Here is a 24017-nt window from a genome sequence, read left to right on the forward strand (position 1 = left end):
GAAGTGACGCCCGGCTCTTAGAGGCTCCGCTTCGCTAGTCGCGTGACGTTGTTGGAATGACGTGAACAGAACAATGACGATCGTTTTACTAATCGGCGTTTCGCCAAATCGTGTACTGAACAATCGCGACTATGGCGACGATGATGACAAGCACTGCGGTACTTACTAAGATCAGAATTTTTAGCATAGCGTCAACTCTCAAAGCATTGCATCGAACGGCCAAATTACGACGCGCAACACCGAGACCGGTTGACACAGAGCAAACCTTCCGCTTTTGGTGAAAGATCTAGCTCTTCTGCGACGTGCCGAATACTTGCTAGACGATAACGCAAACTAAACTCACAGTTTTGCTCCTTCCACGAAGTGGAAGTGCGCGCGTCATCATGGGTACGGGCGAAGACGCTGACGGGACACTTGTCGCGGTACTGCGTCGGTCGTCCACGATTGTCTTTCAGCAGCATCTCCGCGCGGGGAGCAGGATCGACGTATTGTCGAGCGATAAAGATCGTGTTCACCAACTACATGGAGACGGCAGCTCATGCTGCGGCGAAGGCGGCGGGCGCAGACTTCTCACGCGCCAAGACGCTGGAAATCCAAACGGCTATCGATCAACAAAAATGGCCAAGATTTACTCAGTCCTTATTCGAGCGAGTGGTGTGAGAAGCGTGAGCGTCACACCCTCGCCCTGCTGGCTTTCGATGACCAATTCTCCGCCGATTTGCATCGCCCGCTCGTGCATACCAATCAAGCCGAATGCATCGACTCGAGGCGTGGCTATGGCTGGGAGGCCATCGCCATCGTCGGCGATGGAAAGGCGACAAAAAGAGTCAGTCGTTGACAATCCCACGCTCACTGTTTTGGCGTTCGCATGCCGGGCGACGTTGGTCAGCGCTTCCTGCACAACACGGTAGAGCGAGATAGTAGCGAGCTCGCTGAACCGCTCGATGTCACCGTCGACTGCGAGCCTCACTTCAATCCCATAGCGCCGTGCAAAGCTCTCGGTAAGCCATTCAAGCGCAGCCTCCAGCCCCAAGTCGTCGAGTCCGGGTGGTCGAAGGTCGGCGGCGATGCGGCGCAAGGAATCAGCCATCGCATCGATCTGAGCAGTGATTTCCTTACCTTGCCCGGCAAGCTTGGCTTGATCGGCGGAGAGCGCCATTTTCAGGGCAGACAGGCGCTGGCCCAGGTCGTCGTGAAGTTCGCGGGCGATCCGCTTCTGTTCGGCTTCACGCGCGTGCTGGATGAGCGCAGATCGCAACTGCAGGCGTTCGAGTTCTTCCAGTCGTCGCCTTTCGGTCATATCACGCGTGACCTTCGCGAAGCCCTTTAATGCACCATCGGAACCGATGATGGCCGTGATGATGACGTTCGCCCAAAACCGGCTGCCGTCCTTGCGCAAGCGCCACCCCTCGTCTTCGACCTGTCCGCGCGAGCGCGCTGTCGACAGCAACTGCTCAGGCTTTCTATGCGCAATGTCCTCGTCGGTGTAAAAGAGCGAAAAATGGCGACCGATTACCTCAGCGGGCGCGTATCCCTTGATACGCTCAGCGCCCGGGTTCCACGTCTGGACGCATCCTGAGGCGTCGAGCATGAAAATCGCGTAGTCGTGTACTGCCTCAATGAGAAGTCGATAGCGATGCTCGATGTCGATGACGCTTTTATTCAACCATCGGTCTGAAGAAAGCGATGACAGGTCTGTTGGCTGCATAAGGTTTCCCATCATCAATTCCCCTTCAACAATCGCGTTCGAGCGCCTTGCTGAGAAGGGATTGATGCAGTTCAGATGTCTCCGCCATAGAGCACTTTGGCGGGAGTAAGCACAGACAGACCGCCGGCCGAAGTTTTGCTCGATATGACCCCGTAAAAGCCACGTTTTGTTTCTCATTAATCTCGAATGAGTGCACACGCGACAGGAGTATCGCCAGGTATCTAAAGAGCCGGATTGCTCGCGATGAGCGGACTGTGTGAACTCCAAAGGACCTTCCACCTACAGTCTAGGTGAACAAATATGCCACAAGCGTGTTTTTCCGACAGCTCACTGATCACGACGCGTGTTCCTTGCGTCCATCCTCTTATCCGAAATGCGATGCACACATCATATCGCGCTCGTGAAGCGCGAGTCGTCATCGATTTCGGTTCCGACGGACCGGTTGGAGTCGAAGAGTGTTGTCCGTCCATCGCACTCGTCACCCTTCATCGCGCTTGTCGCGAAAAGCGTTTCTCATCCATGCTCGAGGCGATGGTCAGACTGCGGGCACCCGGGCGTTATGAGACGCGAGCCGCTCCGATCGCTCTTTGGCGGAGTGCCGTGTCTATCGGCAAAGAACGCTACGCTGACGCCAAGTCCTTGACCTTTCAGACCCGTTTCGAACCTCATCTCGCCACCGCATCGAGCGGCAATACGCGCGACAATAGATAACCCCAAGCCGCTACCACTTGTGGTCGCCGAAGAGCCCCTGAAGAATCGGTCCGAAAGACGGCCCATTTCTTCAGGACTGACCCCGGGCCCATCGTCGCGGACGGTCAAGCGAACAGCCTCGAGACCCATATGCAGTTGAAGTCGACGGTGCCCGCGGTCTTTCCGTACTTGATCGCATTGTCCAGGAGATTGTCGACAAGTACGCGCACGAGAACCTTATCTGAATGTATGTCAGCTCGACCGTCGCCTGTGATTCGAAGGCTTATAGACTTCTCATTCGCAAGATGGCGCCTGAATGCTATCGACTCGAAAATCACCTCGCGCAGCGCGAAACGTGACGGTTTGACTCCAGCTTCCTCATCAAGTCGTGCGAGCAGCAGAAGTTGCTCGACCAGATGCGCACTACGGTCTACCCCCATGACAACGCACTCTAGCGCCTGCCGCTGCTGAGACGCGTCAGACGAACCCATCGCCACTTGTGCCTGGACCTTGATTGCTGCGAGCGGCGTCTTGAGTTCATGCGCGGCATCAGCTGTGAACGTACGCTCTCGCGCGAGCGAAAGCCGTAGGCGCTCAAGGAGGCCGTTCGTTGCGGTCACGGCTACATGCAATTCGCGTGGCGACTTCGACATTTCAATCGGCCGAAGATTGTGGCCGTCGCGCGCCTGCACCTCTCTGGAAATCGATGCGAGCGGGCGCATGCCAATTCCGATGCTGAACCAGACGAGCGCCATCAAGACCGGCAGAGTCAGAAGCACTGGTCGTGCACGAGCAGCAACACCGCTTACCAGGTCGCTGTGCTCGTTCGCAGGCTCCATGAGGCAAATCGTGCGTCTACTTTCGGAATCCCGCGCCGTGTACAGGAGCCACCTGCCGCTTTCCGTATCCACCTTGGTGACGACGTAGCGAGAATAAGCCATGAAATCGACGACCGGGAAATCGCTGCTCCGCGCAATGGTTCCCCAATTGTGGTGAACTACGTGAAAACGCACGAAGCGGTCACCATAGTCCGAATCGTAATTAACAGAATGAGAATCATGAGCAATTTCGTTACAGGCGTCGATTCCGTGCTCTGCAAGCTGTTGGAGATCGGCAGCATCCAATCGAGCAAGCAGGGGAACCAGCTGAATCAGCCGGGTTTCGTCCCACTGCGTGACTTCGTGACGCGCGGCGTAGAAGCTCCATGCGAACATCGCGAGCCACGACAACCCGACACTCAAGAGAACTAGCCACATGAGGCGACTACGGATGGAGGGTTGGCTTTGCCTCATGGCGTCTCCATCACGTAACCTACGCCACGAATCGTCTTGATTGCTTCCGGCCCAATCTTCTTCCTCAGAGTCGAGACATGCACTTCGATGGCGTTGCTCTCGATCTCTTCATCCCACCCATAGATGCTCTCTTCGATTTTGGACTTCCGCTGCGGCTCCCCTACATGAGAGAGGAGATGCACCAGCACGCCAAATTCGCGCGAGGTAAGCTGGACGTGCGCCTTGCTCTTCGTCACGGTCATCAACACCGGATTCACGACGAGATCGCCCCCGAACGAGTGGCTCACTCGCGCGATTCTGGGACCGTCGCACGAGCGCGCGGCAGCGTGACACCACCTCTCCCAGGTCGAACGGTTTGCCAAGGTAGTCATCGGCCCCCGCATCAAGGCCCGCAATTCGGTCGGCCGTCGTGTCCTTGGCGGTAACCACAAGAACCGGGACCGGATTCCCCTGCGCACGCAGATGAGCGAGCAAACTCATACCGGACATGCCCGGCAGGCCGAGATCGAGCACCACCATGTCTTAGCGCGTCGTTGCTAGTGCGAGCTTGGCATGCTGGCCATCCTTCGCCCAGTCGACCGCGAACGATGCATTGCGCAGACCGACCTCAAGGCCTTTACCAATCGAGCATCATCTTCGACTAATAAGATTCGCATAGGATATCCAGACGGTAGACTACGTCATTGAAGTGCCCGTAGTCTATGCGCATCCGATGCTCGCGAGGAACGCAGTTTGCTTTAAGGTTCCCTTCAGGTGAAGCTCGCTAACATTGCAAACTTCGTTCTCTTCAGAAGGCGGACTCAACGTGGTTGAGAATCGTTCGCAAAGTTACGTTCATGGCCCGGTCGCCCGCGTGCTCCACTGGCTCATCGCAAGCCTTATCCTTGCTCAGTTCGTCATTGGGTGGACCATGCCCGATGTGCACCGCGACACGTTGCCGTCGGGTGAAATCGCCTGGCATCTGAGCGTGGGAGCTGCGATCGTTGCGGTCATGTTGATCCGGATTATTTGGCGCATCACGCACACGCCGAAACCGGCTGAACTGGCACCTGCGTTGGCTCTGGTGTCGAAAGCGACTCACCTGCTTTTGTACCTTTTGCTTATCGTGGTTCCGCTGGCGGGATGGGCCAATGCGTCCGCGCGGGGATGGATGGTCAATCTTCTGGGAATCGTGCCGTATCCAGCCCTCGCGTCGAAGGGGTCTTCCGTTGGTATGACACTGGGCAATATCCACAGCGTGCTCGCATGGGTGTTGCTTGCCTTAATTGCGCTACACGTTGCTGCAGCGCTGTTCCACCGCTTCGTGCTTCGAGACTCGGTTCTGCAGCGCATGCTCTGAGTCAAAAGCACGCGTCGATAAGACGGAGCCTTTACGCATACACTCTGGTTAAAAGTAGCAACAGCATTTTACGAACGGGCGATCAGTCGAGCAACGGTCGCCCGTTCGTGCATCTTGCCGTCGGATAACCATTAGAGCAAGCAGATGTAGAAGTGTTTTCATTCTCATTTGAGATCGGAGCAACCTCGCAACGTCTAATCCACCTGACTCGAATGGATCATTCGCGGTCAGCTCGAGGGGAGAACAAAATGGCTTCAGCACAAGAGCTCAGAAAATTTCAAGCACATCTCGCAGACGAACTTCACAGTGCCGCCATCTACGAGACCTTGTCACGAGTAGAGTTAGACAATGCACGCAAACAGGTGTTCAGCGAACTCGCGGCGTCCGAACGCATGCATGCCCGTGTGTGGGCGGACAAGCTAAAAGCAAATGGACGGCCTACGCCTTCCAGGTTCAATGCCAAAACACTCTTGATGAAGGCGCTCGTCCATCTCGCGGGGCCACGCCTGGTTCTTCCGTCGATCGCTGCAGCCGAGTTCGCCGACCGGAACAAGTACGCTGGCAACCCGGATACTGCGCGCATGTCTGAGGACGAACAACACCACGCGAGCGTCGTGCAAAAGATGGCGAACGCGGGGAAGCCTGCCGCTCAGCAAGGAGCGGATATCGCACAAGCGGAGTCATGGCATCGCGGCGTCGCATCTGGTAATGACCTGCGTGCGGCCGTACTAGGCGCGAACGACGGACTCGTCTCGAACTTTTGCTTGATTATGGGTGTGGCGGGTGCCGGGAGCGACAACAAGGCTATCTTGCTTACGGCGCTCGCCGGATTGATCGCCGGCGCCTGCTCGATGGCCTTGGGCGAATGGCTGTCTGTCACCAACGCACGCGAACTGGCACAGGCGCAGGTCTCAAAGGAAGAAAGCGAACTCGAACATAGTCCAGAATCAGAAGAGTACGAGCTTGCACTCATCTACAAAGCGAAAGGGTTGAGCGCGGAAGAGGCCACGCGTGTCGCCTCACAAATCATGCAGGACAAGGACAAGGCATTGGACGCGCTGGTGCGCGAGGAACTGGGACTGGACCCGGCTGAACTAGGCGGCAATCCGTGGTCCGCTGCCGGCGTCTCGTTTTGCCTGTTTGCCATCGGCGCCATTTTCCCCGCCATGCCGTTCCTTTGGTCGACAGGTGGAACGGCAATCGTCGAGTGCATCGGTTTCAGCATGCTCGCACTGGCGGCCATCGGAGTCTTCACCTCGCTGTTCAACGGTCGCAGTGCTGGATTCTCAGCGGTTCGGCAAATACTCGTTGGCCTGGCGGCAGCCGCGTTTACATTCGGCGTTGGCAGAGTCCTCGGAGTAGCAGTTGTCTCATAAGGTGTCCCATGCTTGTCTGCTGCGCTTTACTTTTTCAACGTCGCGACTCTATGCCACGTTGGGTCATAAGCTCTAGGCATCGCTATGCATTGCCGCTTACGGCTTCCTCGTTGCTCAGCGCCTCATTCAGGGAGGTAGTAAAAAAAACGCTGCGATCCGCGACACATCTGGCTTACCCTCGGACTACGTGCCACGCGGCTCCCCAGCGCGCGCAGCGCCACGTGGCTGACTCGATCGCCACGCTGCGCTGGTGCATCGCTGCGCACGTCGCTAAGCGGCTCCAGCGATGCCCATTCTGCAGTTCTGCCTCGACATATTTAATGACACAGTAAGACTAGGGCGGCATTGGCAAGGCTCTTAGGTGGACGCGATGCTGCCAGTTGCTATCGGTCTTGGCGAGTGTCCCACACCCGCAAAATAGCAATCGTGCTCGGTTCTTCAGCGTAAGCGGGTAGGACTTCGTAATGCAACTCGTATCGACCAGCGAGGCAGACCCCGCGGTGCACTTCTCGCGCCGGCGGCCCGTCATAACCGTCAAGCTCTTCCCCGAGACGATGGAAATGATCTTGTCCTAGGCGCTCCGCTTCGTCGAACAGCGCGTTGACGATCCGACGCGCCGTCGCGCCATCATTGAATTTCTTTACGTGTTCAACGATCAGCGCCATGTCGGACATCGCTTTACTGGTTGGAAGTACTTTAACGGTCACGCTTTGGGCACCGGTTGTTCTTCGTCCGTTCCAATACTGTTGGCCCAAGCGCGGGCTTGTTCCATTGATACCATTCGTCCGGCGCTTACGTCGTCTAAACCTTCTTGAATCAAACGGCGCTTCTCCGCTTCACGTGCAAGAAACTGAACTAATGCTTTCTTGACGATCCATTGACGAGGTCGCTCGAGCAACTCAGACAGGGCATCCACTTCCTGAGCCAACTCAATCGGCACCTGCGCCGTTAGCGTGCGAGTCTCAGCAACCATGATTTGGCCTCAATTATCATCAGCAATAGAATTTATTGTAAAACAATAATCTGTAGGCTGCACGGGCGACCGCATCGTCAGAGTTAGGTCGGATGTAACCCTCAACTTGTCAAATTTAACGTAACTGTTTCTATCAACTTTTCGCAAAATGCTTAACTTGCGCGATGCGTCGGCCATGGCATGTATGCCTGCAAAGCGACGCGGGGCTTTGCCAAGATGGCGACCTGACGATGGATGGAGCAAAACGGCGGTTGTTCTACCACGTGGTAGACAACTCCCATAAATCGAAGGCGCGACCGGGGAGTCCGACGGCAACGAGGACGCGCCTGACCCGGATGTTTGGGTCGACTCGGTCCCGGCTCTAAGCAGACACTGAACCTTTGGCGAATCGCTGCAGCCCCGGCAAGACGGTAGGTTTGCCAGTCGCCGGACATGTACGTGATCGAGATTATCAGTTTTCCATTCGTGGGCCTGTTGACCGGGCGGCGGCGCTTGCTGAGGCAATCCAACGGCTAGGTCCGCTCGCAGACGCGCTTTTCAACGAGCAAGGCGAAGAACAACTGAAGCTGTTGCTGCGGGCCGTCACGCCCGTCGTTCCGGTGCCCGAGCATACGCTTCGGGAAGCGGCGATGCGCAAGGCTGGGATGAAGCGCGTTCTGGAGGCCAGTGACTGGCTGACAGCGGCACAGATTGCTCAACTGGCAGAACTGAGCGGCAGCAACCCAAGCCAACAGCCGAATCGCTGGAAACACGACGGCATGGTCTTCGCCGTTGACATCAATGGAAAGGATCACTTCCCCGCCTACGGCCTGGATCCCGACAGGAAATATCGACCCCGGCGCGCGATGACAGACGTGCTGAAGGCTTTTGGCAACAGCAAGGACGGCTGGGCGCTCGCCTTTTGGTTCGCATCGGTCAACAGCTATCTAGGGGGCGCCCGCCCGCTGGACGTATTGCAGTCTGATCCGAAACGCGTGATCGAAGCGGCGGAGGCTGAGGTCGAGGGCGTCGTACATGGATGAAGTTGTCACGGCGACGTCAGGACGCTTCTTGCCGTCGCCACCTGATGATCTGAATGTCTTGGTCAAGCGCACGCGATGGAACACCTTTCGACTGATCCATCGCGTGCATCATCGGCAGTATGCGGGCAACGCCTTCAATCCCGGCATCAAAGGAAACGCTCGGTTCAGCCCCATCAAAACCAGCGCGGGACACCCTATTCCAACACTCTACGGGGGCACCACGGTCGAGTGCGCTGCAATGGAAACTGTCTTCCATGACGTTCCCTATGCTCCGGGCCTGAAAACCTACGAGAAGCCGAAGCTCGAGACGCAGCGACACACCGTGCTTGCTCCGCGGCGCGACCTTATTTTGGCGGACCTGAGCAACGTTCCCCTGCGCAAGCTCGGCATCGAGCGCTCGCAGCTGATCGATACGGAAGCAGATTGCTACCCGTACACCCGTAGCTGGGGCGCAGCACTGCATGACCAGTGTCCGGATATCGACGGACTCTGTTGGGTCTCACGTCAGCATGACCGGAAACTCGCCTTGATCATTTTTGGCGATCGGGCTCGCGTCGAAGATCTTACGCATCTCGATGGACCTACCCATTTGACGGGCGATCTGAACCTCTACAGCTTAATCCTTTCCCTTGCTTTGGAACTGGGCGTAAATCTAGTCGAGAGGCCGTTATCGAATGGTCCAGGCCTGGATTGGCGAGTGAGGGTCCGGAGATCTTCAGGCTCTACGCACTCGCCACCGAGCTGCGACTGTTCAGCAAAAGCGCGTTCAAGATACGACTTCCCCTCGTCACACCCTCACGCGGAAGCGGTGGAGTTCGTATCGGCGAATGCTTAAGAAGTTCGCTCCAACGCCGATATCTAGTCATGGAACCGGACCGCCTCCCTGCCCCTAGCGCTTATGAACTATTGCTGACTGACGCTGATCTAGTGCATCTGCGCAGCGTCATTTCGATGGACGTCGCCGACCCGAACCGAGTCTTTCGCTCTTCTACTGGCGGCGTCGCGTCGCTCGGCTTCTGGAGACGCGACACCTCCTACCAGCACAGCTAGCCGCTGCTTCTTCGCTGCTGGATATGATTGAGTTGGCCGACCCTGGTGTTCGGCCGCTCGCAAAGGCTAGCTGAATGGCGGTGTAACCGTGCGCGACGAGGCATTAACCGATTGCACAAAACTTGGCAGCGAGCTTCCAATACGCTTAAATCAGCACCGCTCGAACGCCGGCGTGCGCCGCTAACCTTAGTTGACTGAATTCCCCAGGCATCCGCCAGCGACGCTATCGCCCTCGACACGTCGCCTATCCTGGGATCCTCGTTGTGCCAGCTCGAGCGCGTTAATTCGTGGCATGCCCTAAGAGCGCCTAAGCTGAGGCGCAACAAAGGTGTCGACGCCTTGTCGGCCATTGCGGACCTTCGCTGGTTACGGACTGTGTGGATGCACCCAGTCCGTTTGCGGTCATTCGCCGGCTTGCACCGCTGAACCGCACGTCGGCATGCGCGAATGAGTCTTCTCGACCCCGAAGCAGACTTTCGAGCCGGCGACTGTCCGACGGCACATGTCCGATGCATAGCCGCCATCCAACCGCGCTCCCTCGCATCGACGCACCCCATTGGACCGGGCCTACGGCGAAGACCGCTACATGCTCAGCCCGTGGCACCGTCAAAAGATACCGATTCTGTGCTCACATGATTGCGCTGATCTGCCAAGGTACGAATTCGTTTTGTCCGTAGCCATGCAGCTCACTGCGAGAACGGGTACCTGAGGCGACATCGAGTAGCAATTCGAAGAGCACTTGTCCCAGTTGTTCAATCGTCGCTCGTCCTTCCAACACTTCTCCGCAGTTCAAGTCCATATCGTCGGCCTGTCGTTGCCAAAGTGCTGTGTTGGTCGCAAGTTTGACGGAGGGCGCGGGCGAGCAGCCGTAAGCTGAACCACGTCCCGTTGTAAAGCAGATAAGGTTCGCACCGCCTGCTACCTGGCCCGTTGCCGACACAGGGTCATAGCCTGGCGTGTCCATGAAGACAAGGCCGCGTGCCGTGACCGGCTGGGCGTACTCGTACACTTCGGTCAGATTGGTCGAACCGGCTTTCGCGATGCCTCCCAGCGATTTTTCAAGAACGGTCGTCAAACCGCCGGCCTTATTGCCTGCAGACGGATTGTTGTTCATTTGCGCGCCTAGTCGGTGCGCATAGGCTTCCCACCAGTTAATTCGATCAACGAGCTTCCGACCCACCTCTCGCGTTTCGGCGCGGCGCGTTAGTAGGTGCTCGGCGCCGTAAATCTCAGGCGTCTCCGAGAGAATCGCAGTGCCACCGTGTTGCACCAACAGATCAACAGCAGCCCCCAGCACTGGATTTGCCGTGATGCCAGAGTATCCGTCAGATCCTCCACATTGGAGACCGACCTTGAGATGACTTGCGCTGACCGGCTCGCGCCTCACATTGTTTGCGTCGGGCAACATGCGCCGCACCAGTTCGATACCTTTCGCGATCGTCTGCGTGGTACCACCGCTATCTTGGATCGTGAACGTCCGCAAGCGGTCGTGTTCTCGAAGTCCCTGCGTCTTAAAAAGTCGCGAGATCTGATTCGTTTCACAACCGAGACCGACTACCAGTATACTTGCGAAGTTCGGATGGCAAGCATACCCCCCAAGCGTGCGCTGCAGCATCGCAAGACCATCGCCTTCAGAGTCGATGGCACAACCGGAGCCATGGGTAAGGGCGACGACACCATCGACATTCGGGAATGCCGCCAGTTCTTCGGGATGGATGTCACGGCGAAAATGATCCGCAATGGCCCGTGCAACGGTGGCGGAGCAATTGACCGAGGTGAGAATCCCGATGTAGTTGCGTGTGGCGACACGACCGTCTGAGCGGATAATGCCCTGAAAGGTTGCGGGCTCGTCCGACCGTACCGTCGGACGCGCCCCCTGACCAAATGCATAATCCCGCGCAAAGTCGCCCATCGCGAGATTATGGGTGTGTACGTGCTGCCCTGCGCGGATGGGCTGACTCGCGAAGCCGATCACTTGGCCGTAGCGGTGCACCGCCTCGCCCTGACCGATGTCCCGCGTCGCTACTTTGTGACCGGGCGGAATCAGTCCCGACACCGTCACCGCTTCTTCGTCGAGCACCGTGCCGGCAACGAGCTGTTCGAGCGCGATCACGACGTCGTCGGCAGGATTGAGCCTTATCACACGAACCGACATCGACGCGGTGGATGGCTTTAATGTGTCGGCACTATTCAACGACATGGCACTACTCCTACTTTTTCAGGAAAGGCCGGCCGCGCGTGACCACTTTGGATTCGCGCGGACGGCCGGAAGCGGTGATGGGACGATACTCAAGCACTCAGCCAGCGCTCCAAGGCGTTTTGCAACGCGTGTACTCGAGTTGATAAAGCGTCGTATCCGGCGTTGTTGCCCGCGCCTCAGGCAACGCCGCCAGTCCAGAAACGAAGCGGTCGACCGCTGAACGGACATAGTCCGCCCGGCACCCTTCAACTAACACAATCCAGGTCGGTACCTGAGTTCCTTCTGCGCGCGCCTTCTTCTCCGCGGTTTCTACCTTGCTGATTGCTTTGTCGGCAAGACACAGATGCACGCCAGTGATACCTGGCAAATCCACGAGCGGCGGCAGCACGCGCTGACGCAAGCCCTCCACTACCTGAGCCCCCGCATCCAAAGGCACGTCGAAGCGCGCAGTGATGACATAGGCACCTTGGCCGACGCCGTCCGAGTAGGCGACGTGACAGATTGAGCGCGCGACGCTCCGGAAAGAGGCGACAACCTCCTTGGTCCACGGCGTCGGCGCATTTAGCCGAGCAAGGTAGTCTTGCGCGCCAAGCACCTCAACCGTGTCGGCCTCGTACAAATTGAAGTACTCGGGGCCTGCATCCAGGGCTATGAAGCGCCGACCGCGGCTAAACCCAGGGATGCCGGTACGTTCGGGCATGTGCTCGCGGTTGTGCCACTCGTAGAATTCATCTTTCGCTTCCGCCAGCAGGTCATGCCAGATTGCGACAACGCCCGTTCCAGCAAGGCTCATATTTCCTCCATTTAACAAAATCGATCGTGCTTAAAGTGCCGATGGGTATTCGCTGCGGCCCCAGGCTGCGCCGAGAGTCTCCACGTACGGCACAACGTTTTGGGCCTGCGTTCCGAGTCCGCTGCCGCCGAGCGTCATCGTGTCGCCTGCTTTCAGGAAGACGGGCGGTTTCTGACCGAGACCTACACCGGGAGGGGTTCCCGTAATGATCACGTCGCCAGCCATCAAAGGCATGAAGCGGCTGAGATACGCCACGATATGCGCGACGTTGAAGATCATCGTCCGTGTGTTGCCGGTCTGACGACGCGTGCCATTGACGTCGAGCCACAGGTCCAGGACCTGCGGGTCGGGAATTTCGTCACGCGTTACCAGCCACGGTCCAAGCGGAGCGAACGAAAATCCGCTTTTGCCTTTGGTCCACTGGCCTTCACGTTCGAGCTGATACGCGCGTTCCGAGACATCATTCGCGAGGCAGTAACCCGCCACATGGTTAAGCGCGTCGGCTTCGTCGATTTGCCACGCCGGCTTGCCGATTACCGCGCCGAGTTCGACCTCCCAATCCAACTTCTCCGCGTCTGCGGGCAAAACGACCGGATCGTTGGGGCCGCTGATTGAACCCGTATGCTTGTTAAACACGACAGGTTCTTGCGGGATCGGCGTGTCGGTTTCCTCAGCATGATCGGAGTAATTCAGCCCAATGCACACGAGATTACGTATATTGCCGACGCAAGCGCCGAGGCGTGTGCCAGCTGCAACGACGGGAAGACGATCTAAATCAAGTTTACTTAGTTTTGCAAGCGCGCTTGGCGAAACAGTCGTTCCATCAATGTCGTTCACGATGCCGGTCAGATCGCGGATCGCGCCGCTCGAATCGATGATACCGGGGTGCTCATGACCAGGCTGGCCGAAACGGACGAGACGCATCTAGTACTCCTATCAAGACAAAAAAGTAATCGGCAATGTGCCGAGGTCGCCGAAACCAACACGTAGCTCGCAACCAACTGGCAGTTCCAGCGCTCCCGTGTACGACCCGGTGATGACGGCCTGACCCGCGTGGAGTCCAACACCGCGAACACGGAGGAAATTGGTGAGCCACACGATCGGCGCCAGCACGCTGCAATCAGGATGGCGGCCAGCGAACGTGACCGGTTGTTCTCCGGCGCGGGTCCAACTAACGGTGAGTTCAACGGGTAAATCGGCCGGTGTCGCGCCTTCGCGCAAATTAACGCGGGGTCCAATGACAAGCCCGGCATTGAAAAGTCCGTCTGCCAGCAGTTCAGCGAACGTGAGCGATTCGGGATGCGAGTAGCGGCTGCCCAACAATTCGAGCGCGAGATACGTTTGCCCAAGCGCGTCGAGCACTTCGGCTTCGCTATAAGCGTCGCGCCGTGGGGGAAGATCGCGGTTCAGTACGCAAGCCAGTTCCGGTTCCGCACGCACGGAGGCACGCGGAGGACCGATCATGCGGCATACATCGTTCCGATATATCTCAGCTTCATAGATGGGCGCGGCGATGACCTTGCCAGTCTGTGGAAGCGCGCATTTCCATGCGCCGGTTCGCCGACCAAGCTGAGCACTGACCTCTTGCTGGATTGCGAAACCTTCATCGAGGGTCGCAGGCAGCACTTCGGAGGGGAGACGCTCGACGAGCGCGTTTTTTTGGCGCGCTGTCACAAGGATACCCGCCGCCCGTTCGCGCCGACCGACGATAGTCTCTGTGACCTGTGTTGCAACTGTCATCGTCATGCCGCCTCCCTGACGTTAGCCCCAACGCTCTGACGCGGGCATACCGCGCCTAGCTTCGAAGCCGCCTCGTCGCATACGACGGTTAGGCGAACCCGTTGCCGGCACTGCGCCGCCACCTGTTCGAAGACCGGCGGCACCTGCCCCCTTAAGCCGAGCCCACGCAAGTGCTGCTGACTGAGCGAGGAAAGCTTCCGAGGCGGACGGTATGGCATTGCGTGTTTCTCCTCTTCGGCCCGTCCTTCTTCGCACAGCTGAGTAGACACGCGACGGGGTGGGCCGTTCTCCGGGTTGAGCTCGGCGCCGATGAAGGACGTTCGCGCATGAGGCGCCTTACGTGCGAGAGCTTCGATGCTCCCGAGCGACCGGTTAGCTGCTGCCTTGACAAGTTTCATGGTGTTGATAACATTGTTCTTGATGGAACGATGTTACAACAATAGAGAGTATGTGCCGGAAAGTCAATCTGAAACGGAGACGAGTTATGGATCGAAGCACCTCTGCCCAGCCGCGTCGGGAGCGCCAGTCAAAAATTGCAGCGGCCAGCGGCTGGATTGGGTCAGCACTTGAGTATTACGACTTCCTCATCTACGCGACTGCAGCGTCATTGGTCTTTCCGCAGCTTTTCTTCCCCGCTGGAAATTCCACAGTGGCGATCATCGCGTCACTGGCGACGTTCGGTGTTGGCTATGTCGCCCGTCCAGTAGGCGCTATGGTGCTCGGCCACGTCGGCGATCGCCACGGTCGGAAGACGGTGTTGATTTTCTGCATGTTCCTAATGGGTATTTCGACGATGGGCGTGGGACTCTTGCCCACGTATCAGCAGGTCGGCGTCTGGGCGCCGGTGATGCTCGTCATTCTCCGGCTCGTTCAAGGGTTCGCCGTTGCAGGAGAGCTTTCCGGTGCCAGCTCCATGATTCTTGAACACGCACCGTTTGGTCGACGCGGCTACTTCACAAGCTTTACCATCCAAGGGTCTCAAGCTGGGCAGCTCCTGGCGTTTGGGGTCTTCCTGCCCCTCGCGCATTTCATGCCAAAAGACCAATTCGCTTCCTGGGGCTGGCGCATTCCGTTCCTGTTCAGCGTTGTCGTTATCATTGTTGGTTACATCATCCGCCGCCAGGTTCGCGAAACCCCGACTTTTGCCCAGGAGCGGGCTCACGGTCAGGTTCCCGGCTCACCCGTCGCCGAAGTCCTGCGACAGAATTGGGGCGATGTTTTGCGCGTCGTTTGCATGGCGCTCACCGCCGTCGTCGTATTTCTCGCCACGGTGTTCGGCACTACGTACGCGGTACAGCCAGCCTACGGCATCGGCTTTCCTGCCGGAGTCTATCTCTGGATTCCGGTTCTCGGTAACGTCTGCTCGGTCATACTGATTCCCTTCGTTGGCAGTCTTTCAGACAAGATTGGCCGAAGGCCGCCAGTACTTGTCGGCGCCTTAAGCGCCGGCCTGTTTTCCTTCGGCTTCCTCTACGCGATCAGCATTCACAACCTCTGGCTCTCGCTAATTTTCTCAGCGCTCATGTGGGGCATTGCCTACCAGGGCTTCAACGGAGTGTTCCCCAGCCTGTTCCCAGAACTCTTCCGACCGCGGGTGCGCGTGACGGGAATGGCCATCGGACAGAATGTCGGGACGACTTTGTCGGCGGTGATCCCCGCACTTTTTGTCGCTGTCGCGCCCCCTGGGTCCACCAACATCCCCTTGAAGATCGGTTTCCTCACATTCGGCATTTGTCTCGTTGCCGCGTTTGCCGCATTCACTACTCGGGAAACTTACCGCCTCCGCCTCGACGATCTCGGCGACCCCAACGCTATTCCTGTGCCAAAGGCCGAATATGAACGCCTGCGCAGACAATCGATGGGCGCGACGAGCAAGAATGGCGCTGAATCGGGGTTTGTCCACAAAGTCCGCTCTTAAGCCGCCGCCGGCCGCCCGCCCGGCGCAACCGCTGCTAGCAAGAACAAGAACTCGCCGTCGATGAACACCGGAACGTCGGCGCTGGACGCCGGTTCGAAGGTGCGCAAATTCATCGCCTCGTCGCACGCCGGGGGATCGGTCATCGATGAGCGTAGCTTGGATCGCGCGATTGCCCCGCAAATCGATAGCAGTATCTCAGGAATACTAACGTTCTCGGTTAGTCAGTGTATTGGCTTAACGCGTGTCCGAGGTCATTAGCAAGTCCAATACCCAGAGATGTTCAGGTTGGCAAATCGGCTTTGATGCAATGGAGACGGAACCGGCGACCATTAAGAGCGCGCTTACGGCGTCGGTGCCGACCTCGTTAAACAGACGTAACTCGCTTTATTCACAATAGGAGACGCAATGAGGACTTTTCACGTGACCAAGGCCGTCGTCGTCGCGGCAACGGCATGCTCAGCCGCTGCGCCGGCGTTCGCACAAAGCAGTGTCACGCTGTACGGCATCGTCGATGATTCGATCGTCTATCAAAGCAGTCAGACCTCGCTCGGTTCTACGAGTGGCGGCCGCTCGAACGTCAAGACGGCGTCGGGCATCTGGGCGGGCAGCCGTTTCGGGCTGAAGGGCGGCGAGGATCTGGGCGGCGGCACCAAGGCCATTTTCCAGTTGGAATCGGGCTTCAACATCAACAACGGCGCGCAGCAATACACGAACGCGATGTTCGGCCGTCAAGCTTGGATCGGTCTGACGAACCAGAATTTCGGTACGTTCACGTTAGGTCGCCAGTACACGTCGTACTACACGCTGATGGCGCCGTACAGCCCGACGAACTGGCTGACCGGCTACTTCGGCGCGCATCCGGGCGATGTGGACGCGCTGGACACAATCTACCGCGCGAATAACTCGATCGTCTATACGTCGCCGCAGTTCTACGGCGTGACGGTCAGCGGCTCGTACTCGCTCGCAGGCGTGCCCGACAGCGCATACCGCGGCTCAACGTGGTCGGCTGCGATCCAGTATCAGCAAGGCTCTGTCGGTGCTACCGTTGCCTTCATGCGCTTAAACAACTCGACTGTCGGCGGCGGCGTCTACGGCGCGGATTCGACCATGAACTCGGCTGGCCAGTCGGGCGTGTCGGCGGTAACGAACGGCTATCAAGGCGCGCAGGCGCAAAATCGCTTCGCGCTCGGCCTAGGCTACGTATTTAACAGCGCGTGGGATCTCTCGGCGACGTACACAAACGTTCAGTACATCCCGGGAGTGTTGTCCAAGTTCACCGATGAGCAAGTCTTTAATACCGCTGGCACCGTGCTGCACTGGAAGGCTACGACGGCATGGGACTTTGCTGCCGGCTACAGCTACACGTGGGCGAGCAAGGCGAACGGCATCGACAACGCAGCGTCCTACCACCAGTTCAATCTGTCCCAGTACTACGCGTTGTCGAAACGTACCGGCTTCTACGCATTGGAAGCCTTCCAACGCGCGAACGGCCGCACGCTCGGTACACCGACATTCACGGCAGCCGGCGCGGTCAACCGTCAGATCGACGCAACTGCGACGGTAGGCGACGGCTTCCAGTCAACTCCGTCGTCATCGCGCAGTATGTTCGCAGCAGGCGTAGGCATTGTTCACCGCTTCTAAGCCGGCGGAAGTTTTTCTTAATCGCGACGTCCAAAGGAGGCCGGCGACTGTTGGTCCACCGTGTAACCGGGGGCTAACCATCCCTGGATATCTGCAAGCCCGTTACGCAGGAGGAGCCCGCAGCGGGCTTCTCATGCGTTGCCCGTTTCCTGCCCCTCTCTGCACAGGATTACCTACTGACACATGTCGGATGAATTCGGCATCTTCAAGCCGCCTGGTTGACGTCCCTATCGATGCTCTGTCGCGGCCAGACCGCTCCCAGTTTCGTGGACGATTCGCGCAGTAACGCATGAAAGGCGTCGTAACGCTCTGGCGGTATGCGCAAGACCGGCCCAGCGATACTCATCGTCCCGACTACCGCCCCGTCAATCAACGAACGCACGGTCACAGCCATCGCGACCACACCTGGCTCCGCCTCCTCCACGACCAGACCATATCCGCGTTGCCTTGTCAGTTCGAGCTCTGGTATCAAGCGCTCAACGCTATTGATCGCCTTCGATGTACCTGCGCCGTTGGGCCGGCCAAGCCCGCCACGCAATGCGACGCCGACTGCGTCGTCGTTCGACATTGACGCCAGCCATACCTTTCCGACCGACGTGGCGTGCAAGGCGATAGGACTATGCATGGACGGCGAATACATCAGCCCAGGCGCCGCGCCTTGAGACGCAGCGAACCAGGCGAGCGTCCCTTCATTCACCACTGTCAGTCGCACCAGTTCATGGCACTGAGCTGCGACTTCATCGAGGATTGGCTGCACTAGGCCCGGTAATCCAAGTCCGTACAGGTATCGCTGACCGAGTAAAGACAGCTTTAATGTCAAGCGGTACTGCGAAGTCTGCTCATCTTGCTCAGCCCAACCTTGCTCGCAAAGCTGCGCAAGCACTCGATGGGCAGGCCCTTTCTCAAGCTCGAGTTCAGCGGCGATATCGGACATTCGCATCCAGCGCGCCTCACGTGCGAGCAACTCGATCGCTTGAAGCGATCGGTCAACTGCTCCCTTGACAACTCTCATAATGTGCGTAATATAGTTCTTACTGGAACGATGTTACAACTATAAAGGATGGCATCGAAAAGTCAATCTACGACGGAGACAAGTATGAACGTTAGCACCCCGGTTGAGGCTGATCGTCAGCGCCAGTCCAGGATAGCCGCAGCTAGCGGCTGGATTGGCTCAGCGCTTGAGTACTACGACTTCTTTATTTATGCGACCGCAGCGTCGTTGCTCTTCCCGCAACTCTTCTTCCCCGCGGGGAACCCGACGGTTGCCATCATCGCATCACTGGCGACCTTTGGCGTTGGTTACGTCGCCCGACCAATAGGCGCGATGGTGCTCGGCCACGTCGGCGACCGGCACGGCCGGAAGACGGTGCTGATTTTCTGCATGTTATTAATGGGTATTTCGACGATGGGTGTGGGACTCTTGCCCACGTATCAGCAGGTCGGCCTCTGGGCGCCCGTGATGCTGGTCACCCTTCGGCTCATTCAAGGGTTCGCCGTTGCAGGAGAGGTTTCCGGTGCCAGCTCCATGATTCTTGAGCACGCACCGTTCGGTCGGCGCGGCTACTTTGCAAGCTTCACCCTCCAAGGGGTGCAAGCCGGACAGCTGCTGGCAGCGGCGGTCTTCTTGCCGCTCGCGCATTTCATGTCGAAAGAACACTTCGCCTCCTGGGGATGGCGGATCCCATTTCTCCTTAGCTTTGTCGTTATCGTCATGGGTTTCATTATTCGCCGTCAGGTTGACGAAACCCCTGCCTTCTCTGAGGAGCAGGCTCACGGCGAAGTACCTTCGTCACCAGTCGTGGAGGTCCTCCGACAGAGTTGGGACGATGTCTTGCGCGTCATTTGCATGGCGCTCGTCGCGGTCATCGCGCTTCTTGCTACGGTGTTCGGCGCGGCATACGCAGTCCAGCCGGCCTACGGAATCGGCTTTCCTGTGGGCGTCTTTCTTTGGATTCCGGTTCTTGGAAACATTTGCTCGGTCATACTGATTCCCCTCGTCGGCAACCTCTCTGACAAAATCGGCCGCCGGCCGCCAGTTCTTGCCGGCGTGCTCAGCGCCGGGGTGCTCTCTTTCGGATATCTGTACGCCATCAGCATCCATAGTCTCTGGCTCACAATGGTTCTTTCCGTGCTGATGTGGGGCATCGCCTACCAAGGCTTCAATGGTGTGTTTCCGAGCCTTTTTCCAGAACTCTTCCGCACGCGAGTGCGCGTGACAGGAATGGCCATCGGACAAAACGTTGGGACGACGCTCGCAGCACTGACGCCCACACTCTTCGTAGCGGTCGCGCCTCCCGGCACCGCCAACATTCCGCTGAAAATCGGCTCGCTAACGTTGGGCATCTGCCTTGTGGCTGCATTCGCCGCTTTCACGACGCGGGAAACTTACCGCATGCGCCTCAACGACCTTGGCGACCGCAAGGCGATCCCGGTCCCCAAAGCCGAGTACGAGCGCTTGAGGGGCGAAGCGATGACTGGATCAATCAAAACTGCCGATGCGCAACATCTCGGAAATCAGGTTCGTTCGTAGCCGTTCCCGGCTCGGTGCAACTAGGCATCACCGAAGAAACAATGCGCTCGCGGCACTTGCGACTTCACTGACACGCAGATAGGAAATGCACATGCATAACGAAGACACACCCCGTTACGACGGCCCGCGCGAGCTCGCGCGTTCTCTAAGTGCGTTTGCGCGCATCACCGCGGTCGAGAATCCCTGGAACCAGGAGGGCCTGCGCGCCGATTCTGAGTATCGCGACCTGGGACTCGCAGCGGTAACCAACGGTCGTGTTGGGGCGAAGCACATCCGTGCGCTGAAGCCGTTCACCGATCCTACTGGCTGGCACTGGCACGACATGACGGGGCATTACCTTTATGTGCTGCGCGGATCCGTGACGTTCCGTTTCGCAGGAGTGGAGGGCGACGTGACGCTTAGCGCAGGCGACGGCTTGTCGCAGCCTGCTGGGGTACCGCATAACGTGATGTGGCGCTCCGACGACCTCGAGGTTATCGAGATCAACGAGCCTGCCGTCTACGGGACTTGGGATCTTGAGGTACCCCCAGCGCCCTGGAAGTGACTGTCACAGCCATTTGCCGCTTTTATGACATAGCGTGCTCCCAGCGCATCCGACCGTCGTGAATGGTCCAAAACCGCAATCAACGGATCGCGTAAAAGAGATGCGGTACTCGTCATCAAAGTGGCTTACTACTCTATCCGACACGCCCTTAGGCGCCACATTTCCGAGCAGTCAGGCACGACTGCGCCATCAGCCACCATCGAAGGCCACGCAGCAATGGATCCACATATCACCGGAACAACTCGGCTCTATGGGTTAGTGGGCGATCCACTGACGGCAGCTAAGTCGCCACAATTGTTGAACCAACTCTTTGCTGAACAGCGCGTGGACGCAGTTTGCGTTCCATTCTGGGTGAAGGCCCAAAACCTTCACGCCTTTGTCAGTGGTGCGCGAGCGACGGGTAATCTCTCGGGAATGCTGGTCACCATGCCCCATAAGCAACGGATGCTGGAATTTGTCGACGAGCTAGATTCAACTGCTCGTCAGGTTGGCGCACTCAACGTCATTCGGTGCGAGGCGGATGGACGTTGGGTTGGCGCGATATTCGATGGCGTTGGATGCGTTCTTGGAATGCAGTGGGAAGGCAACCATCCTGCGAACAAGTCTGTGCTTCTCGTCGGCTCAGGAGGCGCGGGAAGCGCAATTGCATTTGCGGTCGCGTCCGCAGGTGCTAGCAGGCTAACCATTTCCGATATCGATGAACATCGGGCGACCGACCTCGCGGCAGCTGTTGCTGCCGAGACCGGCTGCGACGTAGGTTCAGGGCCACCCGATCCGCAAGGATTCGAGGTCGTCATCAATGCCACGCCGCTTGGCATGAAAGTGGGTGATGCCATGCCGGTCGATCCGGAGCGGCTCGCGCCTGGCGCGATCGTCGTCGACATCATCAATGCGTCGGAGCCAACTCCGCTCCGACGCGCCGCGCAGGCACGCGGCTGCCGCACACAGGACGGGGGCCCGATGCATCGAGGGCAGGCTGTCTATGCACTTAAGTTTCTAGGATTCGATTACCGCCCCGAGGGGCGATCAACACCGGATCCGCGATAAATAGGTATTTCAAAGGAGAATACGCATGAGAGTTGCTTTGCTGGAGGTCAGCCATTGGCATGTCCCGCTCTATCTTGATGCGCTTGAAGCGCCCGGAATTCAAGTGGTCGCCGTGTCGGATGCGGAGCATGTCAAGGGCGAGGCGATTGCCGCACGATTCGGAAGCAAGCTGTACTCGTCGGCCTATGAATTGCTTGAGCGTGAAAAAGTCGATTTCGCGTTCGTGTTTGGACGGCATTCTGAGATGCCGGCGCTCGCGGAGGCCGTGATCGCGCGTAACATTCCGTTCGCGCTTGAGAAACCGTGCGGCATCAACATGTCGCAGGTTACCCGACTTCGCGAACTCACCGAGCAAGCGAATCTCTATTGCGCGGTGCCACTGATCTTCCGAATGAGCGAGTTGCTCAGTTCGCTCGAAGATGCGGAGGGCCGCATACCGTCTGACTTCAACTACATGTCGTTCCGTTTCATCGTTGGGCCGCCCAATCGATACGAGGCGGCCGGCGCCGGCTGGGCCCTCGATCCCCTCTATTCAGGAGGCGGATCGACAATTAATGTTGCGACTCACTTCATCGACCTGTTTAGATTGCTCACTGGCAAGGAGGTCGCCCGAGTGTCTGCCACCATGAACGCAAGAACGCATCGAGGGGCCGTTGAGGACTATTCGCTGCTGACCATGCAAACCGAAGACGGCGTGATTGGCCTGGTGGAAACGGGATATAGCTTCCCCAGTACCCTAGACGAGCAGCGCGAATTCTCCTTCACGCTTGCATCCGATCGTATGTACGCGAAATCCGGGCCCGACCGGATCGAGATTCGGGACAGAAAGAACCCTTCTGCCGGTACCCGAAGCCGCCGTCTCCAGCTCGAAACTGACATTTACTACCCGCTGTTCGTCAAGCGGGTGCTCACGGAATGCCGCACTGGCGCAACGCCAATCGCGTCGTTGCGCGACGCAGAGCTCATGATGCAAGTCATGGACGCGGCCTACGCGTCAGCTCGTCAAGGGGGCGCGCTTCAGACCCTCGCGCCGATCTCGAAGTGACGCATCGGTCGGATCGCACGCTAATGCTGCAAACCACACATTGCAATGCGGCCGACTATCCTGCGCCGTACGAAGGGGACTGGATCGCACGAGATTTCCGTTTCCACACCGGCGAGGTGATGCCAGAGGTTCGGCTACACTACCGAACCATTGGCGACCCGTCCAGTGAGCCGGTCCTTGTCCTTCACGGCACGACGGGCACTGGGGCTAGCATGCTGACACCCGGATTCGCGGGAGAGTTGTTCGGCCCCGGGCAGCCGCTCGATACAACGAAGTATTTCATCATCCTTCCGGACGCCCTAGGAGCGGGTGGATCGTCCAAGCCGTCCGATGGCCTGCGCAACCGATTCCCGGCTTATAACTATGACGACATGGTCCTCGCACAGCACCGGCTACTGACGGAGCACCTGAGCATCAGGCATTTGCGCCTGTTGATCGGTAACTCGATGGGCGGCATGCACGCTTGGATGTGGGGCGTGCGGTATCCGGATTTTATGGACGCGCTCGTGCCAATGGCGTCACAACCGACGGAAATGTCCGGCCGCAATTGGATGCTGCGCCGCATGCTCATTGAGATGGTCCGAAACGACCCAGAGTACCGGGGCGGCAATTATAAGAGCCAGCCCAGTTCGTTGCGCCTTCTCAACGCGTTTTTTTCGCTGGCCACTAACGGCGGGACGCTCGCCTGCCAAAAGGCAGCGCCGACGATGGAGCTTGCCGACAATCACGTGGATGCGAAATTGGTCCAGCCGTTCACGTTGGATGCCAACGATTACGTATATCAGTGGAGTGCCGCACGCGGCTATAACCCGGCACCAGGCCTGGAAGACATTGAAGCTGCCGTCCTCGCCATTAACGCCGCCGACGACGAACGCTATCCGCCGGAGACTGGCTTGATGGAGCGCGCGATGCAGCTTGTGCGCAACGGACGGCTGTTTCTTATAGCTGCGAGCGAGGATACGTGCGGCCACGGCACCAATGGGCTCGCTCGGTTCTATAAGCGCGAGCTGCATGAATTGCTACGGACGGCCCCGCGCAGAGTCGGAGCGTAAGGCCTCTACGGACCTACCTCTGACCTCATCCGAACCGAGCCGTCGTTCGTTGGACTT

General features: G+C 58.2%; 23 protein-coding genes and 2 pseudogenes. 13 read left to right on the plus strand and 12 right to left on the minus strand.

The genetic code is table 11. The features are described from left to right. Positions 1 to 507: 507 nt before the first annotated feature. Entirely contained in the window at positions 508 to 660 is a 153-nt protein-coding gene (locus NK8_RS35905) for a hypothetical protein (protein ID WP_213233389.1), read from the plus strand. Here the strand turns inward: NK8_RS35905 and NK8_RS35910 are convergent. The 4 genes and pseudogenes from NK8_RS35910 to NK8_RS35920 all read right to left on the minus strand — a co-directional run bounded on the left by NK8_RS35910 (position 629) and on the right by NK8_RS35920 (position 4346). Next, positions 629 to 1708 carry a PAS domain-containing sensor histidine kinase gene (locus NK8_RS35910; protein WP_213233390.1) on the minus strand — a complete coding sequence of 360 codons (1080 nt, stop codon included), beginning with the start codon at positions 1706 to 1708 and terminating at the stop codon, positions 629 to 631. The genes NK8_RS35905 and NK8_RS35910 overlap by 32 nt on opposite strands. A gap of 513 nt (positions 1709 to 2221) precedes the next feature. After that, positions 2222 to 2548, minus strand: a complete 327-nt coding sequence (locus NK8_RS43180; RefSeq protein WP_301549915.1) for a HAMP domain-containing sensor histidine kinase — start codon at positions 2546 to 2548, stop codon at positions 2222 to 2224. Beyond that, complete coding sequence (locus NK8_RS35915; protein WP_225936559.1) at positions 2524 to 3690, minus strand: histidine kinase dimerization/phospho-acceptor domain-containing protein; 1167 nt, start codon at positions 3688 to 3690, stop codon at positions 2524 to 2526. The genes NK8_RS43180 and NK8_RS35915 overlap by 25 nt, the downstream gene beginning before the upstream one ends. Then, a pseudogene (locus tag NK8_RS35920) lies at positions 3687 to 4346 on the minus strand (response regulator). The gene NK8_RS35915 and the pseudogene NK8_RS35920 overlap by 4 nt, the downstream one beginning before the upstream one ends. A 149-nt stretch (positions 4347 to 4495) precedes the next feature. On the opposite strand from NK8_RS35920, the gene NK8_RS35925 reads away from it, so the two are divergent. From NK8_RS35925 to NK8_RS35935, 3 genes and pseudogenes are all read left to right on the plus strand, one after another. Next, positions 4496 to 5029, plus strand: coding sequence for a cytochrome b (locus NK8_RS35925; RefSeq protein ID WP_213234026.1), 534 nt, complete (start codon positions 4496 to 4498; stop codon positions 5027 to 5029). A 248-nt stretch (positions 5030 to 5277) separates the two neighbouring features. Next, positions 5278 to 6405, plus strand: a complete 1128-nt coding sequence (locus tag NK8_RS35930) for a VIT1/CCC1 transporter family protein (RefSeq protein ID WP_213233391.1) — start codon at positions 5278 to 5280, stop codon at positions 6403 to 6405. A gap of 76 nt (positions 6406 to 6481) precedes the next feature. Beyond that, a pseudogene (locus tag NK8_RS35935) lies at positions 6482 to 6634 on the plus strand (IS701 family transposase); the annotation flags it as partial. A gap of 154 nt (positions 6635 to 6788) precedes the next feature. On the opposite strand, the gene NK8_RS35940 reads toward NK8_RS35935, so the two are convergent. Further along, entirely contained in the window at positions 6789 to 7070 is a 282-nt protein-coding gene (locus tag NK8_RS35940; protein WP_301549916.1) for a type II toxin-antitoxin system RelE/ParE family toxin, read from the minus strand. 38 nt (positions 7071 to 7108) lie between these two features. Then, positions 7109 to 7378, minus strand: a complete 270-nt coding sequence (locus tag NK8_RS35945; RefSeq protein ID WP_213233392.1) for a CopG family ribbon-helix-helix protein — start codon at positions 7376 to 7378, stop codon at positions 7109 to 7111. A 380-nt stretch (positions 7379 to 7758) separates the two neighbouring features. Between NK8_RS35945 and NK8_RS35950 the strand changes: the two genes are divergently transcribed. Both NK8_RS35950 and NK8_RS35955 read left to right on the plus strand, forming a co-directional pair. After that, positions 7759 to 8400, plus strand: coding sequence for a hypothetical protein (locus NK8_RS35950; RefSeq protein ID WP_213233393.1), 642 nt, complete (start codon positions 7759 to 7761; stop codon positions 8398 to 8400). After that, positions 8393 to 9235, plus strand: coding sequence for an RES family NAD+ phosphorylase (locus tag NK8_RS35955; protein WP_213233394.1), 843 nt, complete (start codon positions 8393 to 8395; stop codon positions 9233 to 9235). The genes NK8_RS35950 and NK8_RS35955 overlap by 8 nt, the downstream gene beginning before the upstream one ends. A gap of 843 nt (positions 9236 to 10078) precedes the next feature. Here NK8_RS35955 and NK8_RS35960 read toward each other — a convergent pair. The 4 genes from NK8_RS35960 to NK8_RS35975 all read right to left on the minus strand — a co-directional run bounded on the left by NK8_RS35960 (position 10079) and on the right by NK8_RS35975 (position 14189). Further along, positions 10079 to 11650, minus strand: a complete 1572-nt coding sequence (locus tag NK8_RS35960) for a UxaA family hydrolase (protein ID WP_213233395.1) — start codon at positions 11648 to 11650, stop codon at positions 10079 to 10081. A gap of 97 nt (positions 11651 to 11747) precedes the next feature. Next, on the minus strand, positions 11748 to 12443 hold the full coding sequence (locus NK8_RS35965; RefSeq protein ID WP_213233396.1) for a hypothetical protein: 696 nt from the start codon (positions 12441 to 12443) through the stop codon (positions 11748 to 11750). Positions 12444 to 12473: 30 nt separating this feature from the next. Continuing rightward, complete coding sequence (locus NK8_RS35970; RefSeq protein WP_213233397.1) at positions 12474 to 13367, minus strand: fumarylacetoacetate hydrolase family protein; 894 nt, start codon at positions 13365 to 13367, stop codon at positions 12474 to 12476. Positions 13368 to 13379: 12 nt separating this feature from the next. Further along, positions 13380 to 14189, minus strand: coding sequence for a 2-keto-4-pentenoate hydratase (locus tag NK8_RS35975; RefSeq protein ID WP_225936560.1), 810 nt, complete (start codon positions 14187 to 14189; stop codon positions 13380 to 13382). Between the two features lie 478 nt (positions 14190 to 14667). Between NK8_RS35975 and NK8_RS35980 the strand changes: the two genes are divergently transcribed. Continuing rightward, positions 14668 to 16101: an MFS transporter gene (locus tag NK8_RS35980; RefSeq protein WP_213233398.1), complete on the plus strand. Its 1434-nt coding sequence runs from the start codon at positions 14668 to 14670 to the stop codon at positions 16099 to 16101. Here NK8_RS35980 and NK8_RS35985 read toward each other — a convergent pair. Further along, positions 16098 to 16244 carry a hypothetical protein gene (locus NK8_RS35985; protein WP_213233399.1) on the minus strand — a complete coding sequence of 49 codons (147 nt, stop codon included), beginning with the start codon at positions 16242 to 16244 and terminating at the stop codon, positions 16098 to 16100. The two genes, NK8_RS35980 and NK8_RS35985, sit on opposite strands and share 4 nt — an antisense overlap. A 262-nt stretch (positions 16245 to 16506) precedes the next feature. On the opposite strand from NK8_RS35985, the gene NK8_RS35990 reads away from it, so the two are divergent. Continuing rightward, on the plus strand, positions 16507 to 17742 hold the full coding sequence (locus tag NK8_RS35990; RefSeq protein WP_213233400.1) for a porin: 1236 nt from the start codon (positions 16507 to 16509) through the stop codon (positions 17740 to 17742). Positions 17743 to 17947: 205 nt separating this feature from the next. Here NK8_RS35990 and NK8_RS35995 read toward each other — a convergent pair whose 3' ends face one another. Beyond that, positions 17948 to 18754: an IclR family transcriptional regulator gene (locus NK8_RS35995; RefSeq protein ID WP_213233401.1), complete on the minus strand. Its 807-nt coding sequence runs from the start codon at positions 18752 to 18754 to the stop codon at positions 17948 to 17950. 84 nt (positions 18755 to 18838) lie between these two features. Between NK8_RS35995 and NK8_RS36000 the strand changes: the two genes are divergently transcribed. From NK8_RS36000 to NK8_RS36020, 5 genes are all read left to right on the plus strand, one after another. Then, positions 18839 to 20272 (plus strand): MFS transporter, encoded by a 1434-nt coding sequence (locus tag NK8_RS36000; RefSeq protein ID WP_213233402.1) that lies wholly within the window; start codon positions 18839 to 18841, stop codon positions 20270 to 20272. Between the two features lie 91 nt (positions 20273 to 20363). Further along, positions 20364 to 20816 (plus strand): cupin domain-containing protein, encoded by a 453-nt coding sequence (locus NK8_RS36005; RefSeq protein ID WP_213233403.1) that lies wholly within the window; start codon positions 20364 to 20366, stop codon positions 20814 to 20816. A 216-nt stretch (positions 20817 to 21032) separates the two neighbouring features. Further along, positions 21033 to 21863: a shikimate dehydrogenase gene (locus tag NK8_RS36010; RefSeq protein ID WP_213233404.1), complete on the plus strand. Its 831-nt coding sequence runs from the start codon at positions 21033 to 21035 to the stop codon at positions 21861 to 21863. A gap of 25 nt (positions 21864 to 21888) precedes the next feature. Beyond that, positions 21889 to 22908, plus strand: a complete 1020-nt coding sequence (locus tag NK8_RS36015; RefSeq protein ID WP_213233405.1) for a Gfo/Idh/MocA family protein — start codon at positions 21889 to 21891, stop codon at positions 22906 to 22908. Between the two features lie 23 nt (positions 22909 to 22931). Beyond that, positions 22932 to 23960, plus strand: a complete 1029-nt coding sequence (locus NK8_RS36020) for an alpha/beta fold hydrolase (protein WP_213233406.1) — start codon at positions 22932 to 22934, stop codon at positions 23958 to 23960. Positions 23961 to 24017 lie beyond the last annotated feature (57 nt).

Source organism: Caballeronia sp. NK8, assembly GCF_018408855.1.
GTDB lineage: Bacteria > Pseudomonadota > Gammaproteobacteria > Burkholderiales > Burkholderiaceae > Caballeronia.